This is a genomic window from Erythrobacter sp. HI0063 (assembly GCF_001635685.1).
GTDB lineage: Bacteria > Pseudomonadota > Alphaproteobacteria > Sphingomonadales > Sphingomonadaceae > Qipengyuania.
Window position 1 is genome coordinate 147,347 of the sequence record NZ_LWFF01000274.1, and the last position, 14,280, is coordinate 161,626.

The following is a 14,280-nucleotide window of genomic DNA, read 5'->3' on the forward strand; positions in this document are numbered from 1 at the left end:
TCGAAAATCCTCATTCGACCGTGACGGATTTCGCCAGATTGCGCGGCTGATCGACGTCGGTGCCTTTGACGCAGGCCACATGATAGGCGAGCAGCTGAACCGGGACGGCGTAGACGAGCGGCGCGATCAGCGGATGGACGCGCGGCATTTCGATCGTCGCCAGGCATCCCTCGCCTGCATCCTCCAGCCCTTTCGCATCCGAGATCAGCACGATCTGTCCCCCGCGAGCGCGGACTTCCTCCATGTTCGAAATGGTCTTTTCGAACAGGGGGCCGGACGGCGCGATCACGATCACGGGCACTTTTTCGTCGATCAGGGCGATCGGGCCGTGCTTCATTTCGCCAGCGGCATAACCTTCGGCGTGGATATAGCTGATTTCCTTCAGCTTGAGCGCCCCTTCGAGCGCGAGTGGATAATCCGGTCCGCGCCCCAGATACAGCACGTCGCGCGCCGGGGCGATCAGATGCGCCATCGCGGCGATATCGTCGTCGTGATCGAGCGCGGCATTGAGGCAGGCCGGCGCTTCGAGCAGGTGGGCGACCACATCCTCTTCCTCGGCGCGGTCCATCAGCCCCTTTTTCACGGCCATGTGTGCGGCCAGAGCGGCCAGCACGGCGAGCTGGCAGGTGAACGCCTTGGTGGAGGCGACGCCGATTTCGGGACCGGCATGGGTCGGCAGCAGCAGGTCCGCTTCGCGCGCCATCGAGCTGGTCGGCACGTTGACGACGACGGCGATGGTCTGGCCGTTCGCCTTGCAGTGACGCAGGGCCGCCAGCGTATCGGCGGTCTCTCCGCTCTGGCTGATGAAAAGCGCCAGCCCGCCATCTTCCAGCACGGGTTCGCGATAGCGGAATTCCGATGCGACATCGATATCGACCGGCACGCGCGCGAAATGTTCGAACCAGTATTTCGCCACGAGGCCGGCATAGAAGGATGTGCCGCAGGCGACGATCGTCACCCGGCGCACGCTCGACAGGTCGAAATCGAACTGGGGTAGCGCCACCGAATTGTCCGCGCGGTGGATGTAAGAGGAAAGCGTCTGCGCCACCACGGTCGGCTGCTCGAAGATTTCCTTCTGCATGAAGTGGCGGTAATTCCCCTTCTCCGTCGCCGCGGCGGACGCACCGGAGGTGGTGATCTCGCGCTCCACGGGATTGTTTTCCTGGTCGAAGACCTGCGCGCCATCGCGGCGCACCACCACCCAATCGCCTTCCTCGAGATAGGATATCTGCTGCGTCAGCGGTGCGAGCGCCAGCGCATCGGAACCGAGAAAGGTCTCTCCCTCGCCATAGCCGACCACCAGAGGCGAGCCGAGCCGCGCGCCGATCAGCATGTCGGGATGTGCGCGGAATGCGATCGCCAGCGCGAAGGCGCCGCGCAGGCGCGGAAGGACAGTCTTTACCGCGTCTTCGGGAGCAGCACCGTTCTCGACCTCGCGCGAGAGCAGGTGCGCGACCACTTCGGTGTCGGTGTCGCTTTCCAGCGTACGGCCTTCGCCGCGCAATTCGGCGCGCAATTCCTTGTAATTCTCGATGATGCCGTTGTGGACGACGGCGAGGTGTTCGGTCGCATGCGGATGGGCGTTGGTCTCGTTCGGTGCGCCATGCGTCGCCCAGCGGGTGTGCGCGATCCCAATTTCACCCGGTGCGGGTTGCCGCTTCAGCTCTTCGACCAGATTGGAAAGCTTGCCTTCGGCGCGGCGGCGGATCAGGTCTCCATCGTGGATGGTGCAGACGCCGGAGCTGTCATAGCCGCGATATTCCATCCGCTTGAGGCCGTCGACAAGCCGATCCGCGACCGCGCTGTCGCTGACGATACCGATGATTCCGCACATGGTAGAAAAGGTCCTGAATTCACAAAGTTCGAGATTTCCCTCGCTCTAGCGTGAATCCCCAAAGGATCAATGAACCGGATCGATCACTTCGGCCCGGTCAGCCCGGACGGTTCCCTCGACGGAGCGCGTGCAGCGGTGCGCGACCACAGGAGAAGCCCTGCTCCGATGATGATGCCCGCGCCTGCAAATGTCGCCAGATCGGGCACATCGCCGAACATGACATAGCCCAGCGTTGTCGCGACCAGCATCTGGACATAGGTGACAGGCGCGATGGTCGCCGCACCGGCGCGCATCGTCCCGAGATAGGCGAGCCAGTGGGCGCTACTGGCGGTCAGCGCTACCAGAGCGCACCGCGCGACGACGCTCCAGTCGGGCACGCCCACGGCGAGGCTCGGCAGCCCGCTCGCATGGCCGATCGCCGCCGCCGCGATCAGGAATGGCGTCGCCCACAGGGCGATGAATGCCTGCATGGAAAGCGAACTGCCCTGCCCGGCGCTGGCCCGGTTCATGATCACCATCAGGGCGAAGAAGGCTGCGGAGGCGAGCGGCAACAGCGCCACCATGCCCAGGGCCGCAAGATTGGGCCGCAGGATCAATGCCACGCCGCACAAAGCGATCGCCGAGACCACCCAGACGAGAGGACGCACCTTTTCGCCCAAAAGCGGCCCGCTCAGGATCGCGACGAAGACGGGCGAGACGAAGGCCAGCGCCATCGCAGTCGCCAGCGGCATGGCGAAGATCGCAGAGAAGAAACACAGCGTCGCACCGGCCAGGCACGCCCCACGCCCGACCTGGAGCCAGGGATTGCTCGGCCGAAAGCCTGAGCGCCCCTCCTTGATAAACAGCAAGAACGCCAGCCCCATCGCACCGATCGAAAAGCGCAAGGCCGCCACGGCAAGCGGGGACCATTCGCCCGCCATCGTCTTGACGATCGCATCGCCGACCGAAAGCGAGGCGAAGCCCGAGGCGGCAAGCAGCAATCCGCTTCTGTCATCCTGTTGCATGATGATTGCAGGGCCTTTGCGATAGCGAAGCAATCGCCCTTAACCATGCCACTCCGCTTTGGCGACAGCGCACGGTACGCCCTAGCGGGGTGAGAACATCGGCTTAGGAAAAATTAAGGTTTCCAAACTATTCACCTTCTCTCGAAAGAGAGCGCCGGAAACCGCGCCTCTAAGCATGCCGGAAAATACAGTCGCGCCTGGGGGTTGTCGGGAATGAGTGCATTCGGACGAAAGAACGGACCGGGCGGAATGTCCTCCGGCGCACGTCCGCAATTCGGAGTCGCCAAGCCGATGCGCGGCGGAGGCCCGCCCGCCCCGCCGAAATTCGAACCCGAAAGCGACGGAGGCGAGCAGTTCCCACCGCTTCCCGACGACGCACTCTCGCCGCAGACCGGCGGCGGCGCGCAGAAATCCGAAGCGATGGCGCGTCTAGAAGACCGCATGAACGCGGTCCACGACACCAGTTCGCAGGTCGGCGGGTTCGAAGCGAGCGTCCACAAGATCAAGGAACAGGTGCTTCCCCGCCTGCTCGAACGCGTCGATCCGGAAGCCGCCGCCACGCTGACCAAGGACGAGCTGTCCGAAGAATTCCGCCCGATCATTCTGGAAGTGCTGGCCGAGCTCAAGGTCACGCTCAACCGGCGCGAACAGTTCGCGCTCGAAAAGGTGCTGGTCGACGAGCTGCTGGGCTTCGGTCCGCTCGAGGAATTGCTCGCCGATCCCGACGTGTCGGACATCATGGTCAATGGGCCGCAGCAGACCTATATCGAAAAGAAGGGCAAGCTGGTGCTCGCCCCGATCCAGTTCCGCGACGAACAGCACCTGTTCCAGATCGCGCAGCGGATCGTGAACCAGGTCGGCCGCCGTGTCGACCAGACCACCCCGCTTGCCGACGCGCGCCTCAAGGATGGCAGCCGCGTCAACGTGATCGTCCCGCCGCTCTCGCTGCGCGGCACTGCGATCTCGATTCGTAAATTCTCCGAGAAGCCGATCACGATCGACATGCTCCAAGGCTTCGGCTCGATGAGCGAGAAGATGGCCACCGCGCTCAAGATCGCGGGCGCGTGCCGCATGAACGTCGTGATCTCCGGCGGTACCGGCTCGGGCAAGACGACCATGCTCAACGCCCTGTCGAAGATGATCGACCCGGGCGAACGCGTGCTGACGATCGAAGACGCGGCGGAACTTCGCTTGCAGCAGCCGCACTGGTTGCCGCTCGAAACGCGCCCGCCAAACCTCGAAGGCCAGGGCGCGATCACCATCGGCGACCTCGTTAAGAACGCCCTGCGTATGCGCCCCGACCGGATCATTCTGGGCGAAATTCGCGGCGCGGAGTGTTTCGATCTCCTCGCCGCGATGAACACCGGCCATGACGGCTCGATGTGTACGCTCCACGCCAATTCCCCGCGCGAGTGCCTCGGCCGTATGGAAAACATGATCCTGATGGGCGACATCAAGATTCCCAAGGAAGCCATCAGCCGCCAGATCGCGGAAAGCGTCGATCTGATCGTTCAGGTCAAGCGCCTGCGCGACGGTTCGCGCCGCACGACCAACATCACCGAAGTGATCGGGATGGAAGGCGACGTGATCGTGACGCAGGAATTGTTCAAATTCGAATATCTGGACGAAGGCGACGATGGCAAGATCATGGGCGAATACCGCTCCAGCGGCTTGCGACCCTATACGCTCGAAAAGGCGCGCCAGTTCGGCTTCGACCAGGCCTATCTCGAAGCCTGCCTCTGACCGCTTCTATCCCGCGATAACCACCGGCAGGGCAAGCGCCAGCATCCCGCCGCCAAGCACAGCCAGCATCAGGAACAGCCCGGTCCACGGCACCCAGCCGACCCGGTCGATATCCTTGCGCCGCGACCGACGGCGATCCATCGCCAGCGCGATCACTGCCAGCAGAACGAGCAATCCGCCGCCCATTGCCAGCAATTGCGCATCGTTGGCGAAGAGCAGGAAATCGGGTTCGGTCACAGCACGGCCATATGGTTCAGCCGCGCGAAACGGCAAGACCGCTAGCGCGACGACTTGGAATAGCCGACTGGCTCGGAGAGATCGCCCCGGCTAGTCTGAGCGCGAGCCGGGATCGGCTTCAATCATGAAGAGTGGATTTATCGCCATGCGCAAGATCATCATCGCCCTCGGCCTCGCAGCCATGACCATCTCGACCGCTGCGTGCAACACGGTGCGCGGCATCGGGCAGGATCTCGAATCGGTCGCGAACGACGTCGATAACGCCACCTGATTCAGGTAGCATTCCGCCCTTTCCGGCGGGTGCTCCGCAGTCCGCCAGTCAGCCTTCGGTCTGTCGGTAGACGAGAACCAGATTGTTGGCGGGCATGGCGTGGCGCTCGGTGCGTACGAAACGATGCTTCGCAGCCAGGCGATCGAGATCGTCCAGCCTGCGCAAACCCCAGCGCGAATCCCGGTCTTTCAGGCTTCGGTCGAATGCCAGATTGGAAGCGGCGGTCTCGACGCCGTCTTCGATGAAGGGCCCATAGAGGATCAGGGGCGCCCCCCGCCCCAAAACCTCTGCCGCGCCCGCGAACAATCCCTCGGTAGCCTCCCACGGGCTGATATGGACCATGTTGACGCAAAGCAGCGCGTCGGCATGCTCGATCGGCCATTCGATGCTCGCCGTGTCGAGGAGGATCGGATCGGCGATGTTTTCCAGCGCCGCCTCGCTGGCCCAGGCGCGGATCGAATCCAGTGCCCCTTCGTCCCGGTCGCTCGGCTGCCAGCGCAATTGCGGGAAACGTCGTGCGAGGAAGACCGCGTGCTCTCCCGTCCCGCTGGCGATCTCCAGAACCAGACCCTTTTCGGGCAGTTCGCTTGCGAGAACGTTCGCGAGCGGCTCGGCATTGCGCGCGGTGGCAGGCGCGTGGCGCTTCACTGCCAGCGTCCGCCCTGCCGCGCTCGCCGTTCCCGCACCGCCAGCCAGACCAGCAGGCCGAGCGGGCCCGCCAGGAAGGTCGCGAGCAGGATCGGCGCCTGAAGCAGGCGGGAGAAGTTTTTCGCATCCGCATCCCGCGCGATCCACAGGCCGACGAACAGGTCGAAGGCGAGATAGTGGATCCAGCCGACCACCGCCCCGCCCTTGCTGGCGAAGATCGCCTGCACGCCGGAAATCGTGGTGAAATCGGCCCCGCCACTCGCCCCGACGGGATCGACCGTACCGCTCACAATCAGGCCGAGCAGGATGGCGTAAGCGAGGCAGAGCAGTCCTATCCCGGCGAACAGCACGCCCGACAGCAAGGCCGCCCAGCGCGGGGCCAGGATCAGTCCGGCCCACCAAATCATCGCCCAGACATTGGCGATCCCGAATACGGTTTGCCAGGCCATCTGCGCTCTCCTAGTCCAGTTCCGCCGTCGGCAGGGGCAGGCTACGCGCGGCGCGCTCGATGCCCGAATTGGAATGGGCGAAGCGTCCCCGCGCCGGTTTCAGGGCCAGAGCCAAGCATGCCTGCGCGACCGTTTCGGCTTCGATGGCACGGTATTGCGCGTATTTGCCGTGCAGTAGCAGGTTGAACAGCGGGCTCGCCGCGATCGCCAGCCTTTCCGCCGGGCGCCGGTCTCCGCCCCTGTCGCCGCGCAGCAGGCCGGGGCGCAGAATGTCGAGACGGTGAAATCCCACGCGGCCAAGTTCCCGTTCGACTTCGCCTTTCACGCGCAGGTAGAACTGCTTGGCGTGCGGATCGGCCCCGACCGAACTGACCACCACCATCCGGTCGCACCCTTGCGCCTTTGCCGCGCGCGCCGTTTCCAGCACCAGATCGTAATCCACCGCGCGAAACGCCGCTTCGTCCTCGCCTGCCTGTTTCCAGGTGGTCCCGAGCGCGCAGATCAGCGCGCGCGGGCGCAGGGCTTCGAAGACGCCCCCCCAATGAGAAGCCTCGGCCACGAACATTTCCATGGTCGCGCCCTTGGGCAGAGCCATTTCGCGGCGCGCGACCGCGGCGAGGCGAAGATCGCGTCGCCCCACGCAGGCTTCGACCACATGCCGCCCGACCAGCCCGGTCGCGCCCACCAGCGCCAGGCGCATTGCATCAGACATTGCGCAGGCCTTCGGGCACCCGGCCATGGATGCGGGCATATTGGTCGATGGCGAAGCGATCGGTCATGCCCGCGATGAAATCCGCGATATGCCGGCTGCGTTCGGGCTCCCGCTCGGGCAGGCTGACACGCCAGCTTTCGGGCAGCGCGCCCGCATCCTCGGTATAGGCCGCGAACAGCGCCGCGATCACGTCGCTTGCGCGTTCGGCGGTCTGCTTCTGATCGGGATGATAATAGAGGCGCTCGTACATGAAGGCTTTCAGGCGGCGTTCCTGGGCCTGCATGGCGGTTGAGAATCCTGCGAGGGCCCGGCCCGCAGCCCGCACGTCATCGACGCTGCCGACATCTGCAAGCTGCGACCCGCTATGCTCCAGCACGTCATTGACCATGATCCCGATCTGCCCACGCACCAGTTCGCGCAGCTTGCGCTCGTGCTCGGCGTGGGGGAAGCGCGCCTCGACCCGCTTCCACTGATCGGCGACGAAATCGAGCGTCAGCAGATCGTCGAGCTGGAGGAAACCGGCGCGCAGCCCATCGTCGATATCGTGATTGTCGTAGGCGATATCGTCCGCGACATTGGCGATCTGCGCTTCCGCCGAAGGCCAGCTGGCAAGATCGAGCGGAAACGCGGCGTCGATTTCGGCCAGCGCCCAGTTCGGCGAAGCGACCGGGCCATTATGCTTGGCGAGGCCTTCGAGCGTCTCGAATGTCAGGTTGAGTCCGTCATGCGTCGGATAGGGGCTTTCCAGCCGCGCCAGCGTGCGCAGCGAATGCGCGTTGTGATCGTATCCGCCCGCCTGCGCCATCGCGGCTGACAAAGCCGTCTCCCCCGCATGGCCGAAGGGCGGATGGCCGATATCGTGGGCGAGGCACAGCGCCTCGGTCAGATCTTCGTCCAGACACAGGGCGCGGGCCAGGACACGGCCGATCTGCGCGACTTCGATGCTGTGCGTCAGGCGGGTGCGGTAATGATCGCCATCGGGCGCGACGAAGACCTGCGTCTTGGAGCGCAGGCGGCGGAAGGCGATCGAATGGACGATCCGGTCCCGGTCGCGCTGGAACTCGCTGCGCGGTCCGCGCACTTCGCCGCGCGCGATGTCGTTCGCTACGGGAAATTCCCGCCCGCGCGAGAAGGCCGGGTCCGAGGCGTATGCTGCGCGATCCATCGAGCGGAGCGCCTAGGTCAGCTACGCCCGAGCGGCAACGTGAACAGATTGGCAACCTCAAGTCAGGCGCCGATAAAAAAGGGGCCGCGCGTCGCGAACGACGCACGGCCCCCAAAGCTAGATCGAAAAATCAGCGAATGCCGATGGTATCCGGATTGCCGTCCGGATCGCCCTTGACGGTTCCGCCCGACCGCACCGGGCCGAGCAGCAGCAGGCCCGCAAGGTGCGGGGCCGCCATCGAGGTGCCCGACAGAGTGGCGTAACCGCCGCCCTTATAGGTCGAGTAGATCGAGGAGCCCGGCTCAGCGTAATCGACCGGCGGATTGCCGAAGTTCGAGAAGCTGGACCAATTATCGCCCTGCGCGAAGCTGGACACGGTGTAGACGTTCGGCCCGTTGGCGCGTGCGGGCGAGTGGTTGTCCGCATTGTCGCTTTCATTGCCCGCCGCAAGGATGAACTTCACCCCGCCGGCTGCGGCATTGATCACTGCATTGTCGAGCGTGGTGGATACCCCGCCGCCAAGGCTCATATTGGCGACATCGCCCGGACGGCCGACCTGTGCGACATAGTCCACGCCCGCAATCACGCCGCTGTTCGATCCCGAACCGCTGCGCGTCAGCACCTTGACCGCGACGATTTCCGCACCGGCAGCTACACCGACCACGCCGATATTGTTGTTCGCGATGGCGGCGATCGTCCCGGCGACATGCGTGCCGTGGCCGTTGCCATCATCCCCGTTCTTTTCGCGCGTGAAGCTGCGCGACATGGCGGTGTTGACGTTGAGATCGGGGTGATCGAGGTCCACCCCGCTATCGATCACGAAAGCGCGACCCGTGGCGCCCGTCTGCCCCCCGCCGACGCGCGCGATGCCCCAGGGCGTGGTTTCGGAAGCGCTACCCGTGCTGCCGCCGCCCTTGTTGGGCTTGCCCTGCACGATCTTCACCACCTGATCCTGCTCGCAATAGGCGATGCGCGGGTTCGAAGCCTGCATCTGCGCAGCGCCGCGGGCAGACATGTTCGCAGCGAAACCGCGAATGGCGCGGGTGTAGACGTGATTGACGTTTCCGCCCGCATTTGCGGCAGCGGCGTTCGCCTGGGCCCTCTCCTGCCCACGCGCCACCGTGCCTTCCTTGAAGACGCAGATATAGCTGTTGTCGATCTTCTGCGCTGCCGCCGGCGCGGCGATGCCCGCCGCTGCGAGCGCCATTGCGCTCACCATGGCGAGGCGACCCAAAGTACCTGATTTCATGTGTAACGTCCCTTCCCGAGTTACGAGAAGGGCAGCATGCCGCCTGCGGACCGGCGTGCAAGAGCGGACGTCGAGTTTTCGCTAAAATCGTAATAGTGTTACAAGATTACGACGCTTTTCTTTTCAGTCCTTCGCCAGGATCCAGTCGGCAGCCGCCTGGCAGTGCGTGTCGGTAGTATCGAACACCGGCAGCACATTCGCGTCGGTATCCACGACCAGGCCCAGTTCGGTGCAGGCCAAGATCACCGCACCCGCGCCGCGCTGTTCCTTGCGAGTGATGATAGTCTTGAGCGCGCGTTCGGCATCGCGGCTGACCTTGCCCAGCATCAGCTCCTTGTAGATGATCGAATCGACCATCTCGACATCGTCCTCGTCGGGAGGAAGCAGGTCCACGCCATGGCCGATGATGCGCTGGCGATAGAAGCTTTCGGTCATCACAGGCCGCGTGCCGAGCAGCAGCACCTCGCCGATATCGTGCCCTTCCAGCGCCTTGCCGACCGTGTCCGCGATATGGATGATCTCGATCCCGATCGCTTCCGCCACCCGGTCATAAACCCGGTGCATGGAATTGGCCGCGATCACGATGGCGCCTGCGCCCGCATCTTCCAGCCGCCGCGCGCTGTCGATCAGCGTGCGTGCCGCTTCGTCCCAGCTTTCTTCCTCGCGCAGGGCATAAAGCGGTGCGTATTCGAGGCTTTCGATCAACAGCGGTGCACTGTGCACCGGCGTCTTCGCCTTTTGCACGAGGCGATTGATCCGTTCGTAATAGGCGCGGGTCGAGACCCAGCTCATCCCCCCTATGAGGCCTAGCTTACGCAATGCACCGTCCTTCCTGTGGCACCCGCCATCTATCGGGCGAGGTCGTTCGTTTCGGGCACAACGATCCGGGTAGCGGGGGGTTCCGACACCCGGGCCCGCGACAGGTCAGTCGGCGAAGCCGGTGGCGCAGAGCGCGGCGGAGGACGAGGTCACGGCCACCACTTCGGCATCGCCCACTCTGGCGACCCGACCGAGATAATCTCTCACCGTGACGGGATCGCGCTCCGCGGCGCGGGTCTTCAGGCGTTCGAGCTTCCTGAGCTGTTCTATGGTCAGCCGATCGACCATGCGCCCGGCCATGCAATCGGACACCCGGTCGTTAAGGCCTGCCTCGCTCAACGCGCTGCGCACGCGGCTTTCGGCGATGGCCTGGACGCATCCGGCCAGAAGGAGCGGCGCGAGGAAAAGCGCCGCATATCTCACAGCGAAATCCCCAGCGAACAGCCCGCCGCCGCCCGCACCGTCACTTCGATGGCCTGCGGATCGTCCACCCGCTCCAATCTCGCGATCACGTCGCCGGGCGCAAGCGGGATGCCCGGTTCGCCTTCCAGCGGAGCGAGCCGTTCGAGGCTGCGCAATTGCCCGATCGTCAGCTGGTCGGTCATCCGCCCCGCCATGCATTCGGCGAGCCGGGGCGGGACGCCCTGTTCGGTCAGCGCAGTGCGCACGCGGGTCTCCGTCACGCGCTCCACGCCGCCGAAATAAAGCCAGGCGGCGGTTCCGGCGAGTGCCAGGACGACTATCAGGATGAGGGCCTTCCGCATGACTGGATCGCCTCTTCGCTCAATCGAGCGCCTTGACGATTTCCTCCACCATCTTCTTCGCGTCCGCCAGCAGCATCATGGTCTGGTCCATGTAGAAGACATCGTTATCGACGCCTGCATAGCCGACCCCGCCCATCGAACGCTTGATGAAGAAAACCTGTTTGGCCTTGTCCACGTCGAACACGGGCATGCCGTAGATGGGCGAGCTCTTGTCGGTCTTGGCCGCCGGGTTCACCACGTCGTTCGCCCCGATGATGAAGGCGACATCGGCCTGCGCGAATTCGCTGTTGATGTCCTCGAGCTCGAACACCTTGTCGTAGGACACGTTCGCTTCGGCCAGCAGGACGTTCATATGCCCCGGCATCCGCCCGGCGACGGGGTGGATGGCGAACTTCACCTCTACACCCTTTTCTTCGAGAATGTCGGTCATCTCGCGCAGCGTGTGCTGCGCCTGCGCGACCGCCATGCCGTAACCGGGGATGACGATGACCTTCTCCGCCTGTTCGAGCATGAAGGCCGCATCGTCGGCGCTGCCCTGCTTGTAGGGGCGCTGTTCGCGGGCTTCGCCGTCTCCGCCACCGCCCGCATCCGCGCCGAAGCCGCCCGCGATCACGCTGAGGAAGCTGCGGTTCATAGCGCGGCACATGATGTAGCTCAGGATCGCACCCGACGATCCGACCAGCGCGCCGGTGATGATCATCGCCGAATTGCCGAGCGTGAAGCCCATCGCCGCCGCCGCCCAGCCCGAATAGCTGTTCAGCATCGACACCACGACCGGCATGTCCGCGCCCCCGATGGGGATGATCAGCAGGAAGCCGATCGCGAAGGCCGCGACGGTCAGCGCGACGATAAAAGGCAGGTTTGCCTCCGCCCCCGGCGTATGCGCGAAGAAAGCCGTCAGGACGAGAATGGCCGCCAGAGTACCGAGATTGATGATGTGCCGCGCGGGCAGGAGGATCGGCGATCCGCTCATCCGCCCGGAGAGCTTCAAGAAGGCGATGACCGAGCCCGAAAAGGTGATCGCCCCGATGGCGATGCCGAGGCCCATCTCGACTTTGCTGACCGGATCGATCGCCCCGCCCGGATCGAGCAGATCGAACGCGCCGGGATTAAGATAGGCAGCCCAACCCACCAGCACCGCGGCAAGACCGACCAGCGAGTGGAAGCCCGCCACCAGTTCGGGCATCGCCGTCATCGCGATGCGTCGGGCGATGGTGACGCCGATCAAGCCGCCGATAGCGATGGCGATCAGAATTTCGACCAGATTTGCGATGTCGTGCGTCACCAGCGTCGTCACGACGGCGATCAGCATTCCGACCATGCCGAAGCGGTTGCCCGTTCGGCTCGTCGCAGGGCTGGACAGGCCGCGCAGCGCGAGGATGAAAAATACGCCCGCTACGAGATAGGCGAGCGCGACCCACGGGTTTACGGTCTCTCCTGTGGCGGCATGGGCGGGCATGGCCAGGACCGCGAACGGCGCGGCAAGCAGAAGGCGAAGCATCACTTCTTCTCCTTCTTCTTATACATCGCCAGCATTCGCGCCGTCACCGCGAAGCCGCCGAAAATGTTCACGCTGGCGAGCACGATCCCGAGCAGCCCGAGCCATTTCGCCCCCGGCACGTCCGCTGCCGCCGCCGCGATCAGCGCGCCGACGATGATGACGCTGGAAATCGCATTGGTCACTGCCATCAGCGGCGTGTGCAGCGCGGGCGTGACCGACCAGACCACGTAATAGCCGACGAAGCAGGCCAGCACGAAGATCGACAGGATGGTGATGAAGTCCAAGTGAGCCCCCTCCCGAAGCAGGAGCCCTTTATTGCAAGCACCCGGAGACAAGTCGAGCGCGGAAAATCGGCTATCCCTCAAACGAAAAGGGCCGCGAACGTCATGTGACGCTCGCGGCCCCGAACCTTTAGAGGGTTCGCCTTACATCGAAGGCGTCAGCACCCCGTCGATCACATGCACGATGCCGTTCGACTGGCGCACATCGCCCTGGGTGACATGCGCGCTCGAACCGGCTTGGCCGTTGATCATGATCTGGTTGCCCATCATGCTGAAGCGAAGGGTCTGGCCCTGCACCGTGGTCAGCGTGGCGGTGCCGTTACCGGCGCGGATGCGCTGCATCAGGTCGGCGGCGGTCAGCGTGCCGGGCACGACGTGATAGGTCAGCACGCCGCGCAGCATGTCGCGATTGGCGGGCTGCATCAGCGCGGTACGCGTGGCCGCAGGCACCTTGTCGAAGGCCGCATTGGTCGGCGCGAACACGGTGAAGGGGCCCGGCCCGCTCAGCGTGTCGACGAGGCCAGCCGCCTTCACGGCCGCGACCAGAGTGGTGAGGTTCGATGCGGCGGACGCATTCTGGACGATGGTGCGGTTCGGATACATCGCGGCACCGCCGACCATCACGCTGGTCCCGGCGGACATACCGGCGGCATCGACGTCGGCATCCGCGCCGACAGTGGTCTGACACGCGGTGAGCGCGAGCGCGGCGGCCGAAATGGCCGCGAGTTTCAAAGTGGTTTTCATGATTAAACTTTCGTTCCTATCCCCGTCCCCATTGCAACGGGCGGTAGGAGCGCAAGTTCCGAAACCCGCCTAGGAAGCCAGTTTGGGGTGCACGACAGCGCCATCGCGCGTCAGGCGGATCGCATCGCCGATCTCTTCGTCGAGCACCGGGCGCCCCTCGTCCTTGTCCCAGAAGGCGTTGAGGAAATTGAACAGGTTGCGCGCAAACAGCGCGCTGGCATCGGCTGCCAGATGGCCTGCGGTATTGGTATAGCCGACGATCTTGACGCCGTGCCGCTCCACCACCTCGTCGGGCGAAGAGCCTTCGACATTGCCGCCCTGCGCGACTGCCAGATCGAAAATCACGCTGCCCGGTTTCATGCTGGCGATCTGTTCGTCGCTGATCAGGCGCGGCGCCGCACGACCGGGAATCAGCGCGGTGGTGATCACGATGTCCTGCTTGGCGATATGGCTGGAAACCAGTTCGGCCTGCGCCTTCTGGTACTCCTCGCTCATTTCGGTGGCATAGCCGCCTGCACCCTCGCCTTCGATCCCGGCGACATTCTCCACGAAGACCGGTTTCGCGCCGAGCGACTGGATCTGTTCCTTCGTCGCGCTGCGCACGTCGGTGGCGGAAACCTGCGCGCCCAGTCGCTTGGCCGTGGCGATCGCCTGAAGCCCGGCGACACCCACGCCCATCACGAAAACGCGCGCCGCCTGCACCGTGCCGGCAGCGGTCATCATCATCGGAAAGGCGCGGCCATAGACGTTGGCGGCAGTCAGCACCGCCTTGTACCCGGCGAGGTTGGACTGGCTGGACAGGACATCCATGCTCTGCGCGCGGGTGATGCGCGGCATCAGCTCCATCGCCAATCTGAAA

Annotated in this window: 17 protein-coding genes; 2 read left to right on the forward strand and 15 right to left on the reverse strand. The window is 64.5% G+C overall.

The window, feature by feature from the left end; translation table 11 throughout:
- Positions 1 to 10: 10 nt before the first annotated feature.
- Both glmS and A3736_RS09295 read right to left on the reverse strand, forming a co-directional pair.
- Positions 11 to 1,834, reverse strand: coding sequence for a glutamine--fructose-6-phosphate transaminase (isomerizing) (gene glmS / locus A3736_RS09290; RefSeq protein WP_067682050.1), 1,824 nt, complete (start codon positions 1,832 to 1,834; stop codon positions 11 to 13).
- An 83-nt stretch (positions 1,835 to 1,917) separates the two neighbouring features.
- Positions 1,918 to 2,838, reverse strand: a complete 921-nt coding sequence (locus tag A3736_RS09295; RefSeq protein ID WP_067682146.1) for a DMT family transporter — start codon at positions 2,836 to 2,838, stop codon at positions 1,918 to 1,920.
- A 213-nt stretch (positions 2,839 to 3,051) separates the two neighbouring features.
- Between A3736_RS09295 and A3736_RS09300 the strand changes: the two genes are divergently transcribed.
- On the forward strand, positions 3,052 to 4,581 hold the full coding sequence (locus tag A3736_RS09300) for a CpaF family protein (RefSeq protein ID WP_067682053.1): 1,530 nt from the start codon (positions 3,052 to 3,054) through the stop codon (positions 4,579 to 4,581).
- Positions 4,582 to 4,587: 6 nt separating this feature from the next.
- Here the strand turns inward: A3736_RS09300 and A3736_RS09305 are convergent, their stop codons facing one another.
- Positions 4,588 to 4,818: a hypothetical protein gene (locus A3736_RS09305; RefSeq protein ID WP_233999335.1), complete on the reverse strand. Its 231-nt coding sequence runs from the start codon at positions 4,816 to 4,818 to the stop codon at positions 4,588 to 4,590.
- Positions 4,819 to 4,942: 124 nt separating this feature from the next.
- Between A3736_RS09305 and A3736_RS17100 the strand changes: the two genes are divergently transcribed.
- Entirely contained in the window at positions 4,943 to 5,089 is a 147-nt protein-coding gene (locus A3736_RS17100; protein ID WP_197465570.1) for a hypothetical protein, read from the forward strand.
- A gap of 48 nt (positions 5,090 to 5,137) precedes the next feature.
- Here A3736_RS17100 and A3736_RS09310 read toward each other — a convergent pair whose 3' ends face one another.
- From A3736_RS09310 to A3736_RS09365, 12 genes are all read right to left on the reverse strand, one after another.
- Positions 5,138 to 5,737, reverse strand: coding sequence for a DUF938 domain-containing protein (locus A3736_RS09310; protein WP_082851413.1), 600 nt, complete (start codon positions 5,735 to 5,737; stop codon positions 5,138 to 5,140).
- The gene (locus A3736_RS09315; protein WP_067682056.1) at positions 5,734 to 6,186 is read right to left on the reverse strand and encodes an ABA4-like family protein; all 453 of its coding nucleotides are present in this window, start codon (positions 6,184 to 6,186) and stop codon (positions 5,734 to 5,736) included. The genes A3736_RS09310 and A3736_RS09315 overlap by 4 nt, the downstream gene beginning before the upstream one ends.
- Positions 6,187 to 6,196: 10 nt before the next feature.
- A complete protein-coding gene (locus A3736_RS09320; protein ID WP_067682059.1) occupies positions 6,197 to 6,898 on the reverse strand; it encodes an NAD(P)H-binding protein in 702 nt (233 codons plus the stop codon).
- Positions 6,891 to 8,063: a deoxyguanosinetriphosphate triphosphohydrolase gene (locus tag A3736_RS09325; RefSeq protein WP_067682062.1), complete on the reverse strand. Its 1,173-nt coding sequence runs from the start codon at positions 8,061 to 8,063 to the stop codon at positions 6,891 to 6,893. Before A3736_RS09325 ends, A3736_RS09320 begins: the two co-directional genes overlap by 8 nt.
- A 130-nt stretch (positions 8,064 to 8,193) precedes the next feature.
- Positions 8,194 to 9,312: a S8 family serine peptidase gene (locus tag A3736_RS09330; RefSeq protein WP_067682065.1), complete on the reverse strand. Its 1,119-nt coding sequence runs from the start codon at positions 9,310 to 9,312 to the stop codon at positions 8,194 to 8,196.
- Between the two features lie 123 nt (positions 9,313 to 9,435).
- Positions 9,436 to 10,131, reverse strand: coding sequence for an aspartate/glutamate racemase family protein (locus tag A3736_RS09335; protein ID WP_067682068.1), 696 nt, complete (start codon positions 10,129 to 10,131; stop codon positions 9,436 to 9,438).
- A 105-nt stretch (positions 10,132 to 10,236) separates the two neighbouring features.
- Complete coding sequence (locus A3736_RS09340) at positions 10,237 to 10,554, reverse strand: hypothetical protein (RefSeq protein WP_067682071.1); 318 nt, start codon at positions 10,552 to 10,554, stop codon at positions 10,237 to 10,239.
- Positions 10,551 to 10,895 carry a hypothetical protein gene (locus A3736_RS09345; RefSeq protein WP_067682074.1) on the reverse strand — a complete coding sequence of 115 codons (345 nt, stop codon included), beginning with the start codon at positions 10,893 to 10,895 and terminating at the stop codon, positions 10,551 to 10,553. The genes A3736_RS09340 and A3736_RS09345 overlap by 4 nt, the downstream gene beginning before the upstream one ends.
- Before the next feature lie 19 nt (positions 10,896 to 10,914).
- Positions 10,915 to 12,354, reverse strand: coding sequence for an NAD(P)(+) transhydrogenase (Re/Si-specific) subunit beta (locus A3736_RS09350; RefSeq protein ID WP_067682155.1), 1,440 nt, complete (start codon positions 12,352 to 12,354; stop codon positions 10,915 to 10,917).
- Positions 12,355 to 12,395: 41 nt separating this feature from the next.
- On the reverse strand, positions 12,396 to 12,680 hold the full coding sequence (locus A3736_RS09355) for an NAD(P) transhydrogenase subunit alpha (RefSeq protein WP_067682077.1): 285 nt from the start codon (positions 12,678 to 12,680) through the stop codon (positions 12,396 to 12,398).
- Between the two features lie 141 nt (positions 12,681 to 12,821).
- Positions 12,822 to 13,421, reverse strand: a complete 600-nt coding sequence (locus A3736_RS09360; protein WP_082851414.1) for a fasciclin domain-containing protein — start codon at positions 13,419 to 13,421, stop codon at positions 12,822 to 12,824.
- Between the two features lie 69 nt (positions 13,422 to 13,490).
- Positions 13,491 to 14,280 (reverse strand): NAD(P) transhydrogenase subunit alpha (locus A3736_RS09365; RefSeq protein WP_067682161.1); only part of this gene is annotated, 790 nt, incomplete at its 5' end.

What these genes read in the sequence shown, in the direction of transcription:
- glmS (WP_067682050.1), bottom strand. Translation starts at nt 1,834, where the DNA reads ATGTGCGGAATCATCGGTATCGTCAGCGACAGCGCGGTCGCGGATCGG.
- A3736_RS09295 (WP_067682146.1), bottom strand. Translation starts at nt 2,838, where the DNA reads ATGCAACAGGATGACAGAAGCGGATTGCTGCTTGCCGCCTCGGGCTTC.
- A3736_RS09300 (WP_067682053.1), top strand. Translation starts at nt 3,052, where the DNA reads ATGAGTGCATTCGGACGAAAGAACGGACCGGGCGGAATGTCCTCCGGC.
- A3736_RS17100 (WP_197465570.1), top strand. Translation starts at nt 4,943, where the DNA reads ATGAAGAGTGGATTTATCGCCATGCGCAAGATCATCATCGCCCTCGGC.
- A3736_RS09315 (WP_067682056.1), bottom strand. Translation starts at nt 6,186, where the DNA reads ATGGCCTGGCAAACCGTATTCGGGATCGCCAATGTCTGGGCGATGATT.
- A3736_RS09320 (WP_067682059.1), bottom strand. Translation starts at nt 6,898, where the DNA reads ATGTCTGATGCAATGCGCCTGGCGCTGGTGGGCGCGACCGGGCTGGTC.
- A3736_RS09325 (WP_067682062.1), bottom strand. Translation starts at nt 8,063, where the DNA reads ATGGATCGCGCAGCATACGCCTCGGACCCGGCCTTCTCGCGCGGGCGG.
- A3736_RS09330 (WP_067682065.1), bottom strand. Translation starts at nt 9,312, where the DNA reads ATGAAATCAGGTACTTTGGGTCGCCTCGCCATGGTGAGCGCAATGGCG.
- A3736_RS09345 (WP_067682074.1), bottom strand. Translation starts at nt 10,895, where the DNA reads ATGCGGAAGGCCCTCATCCTGATAGTCGTCCTGGCACTCGCCGGAACC.
- A3736_RS09350 (WP_067682155.1), bottom strand. Translation starts at nt 12,354, where the DNA reads ATGCCCGCCCATGCCGCCACAGGAGAGACCGTAAACCCGTGGGTCGCG.
- A3736_RS09360 (WP_082851414.1), bottom strand. Translation starts at nt 13,421, where the DNA reads ATGAAAACCACTTTGAAACTCGCGGCCATTTCGGCCGCCGCGCTCGCG.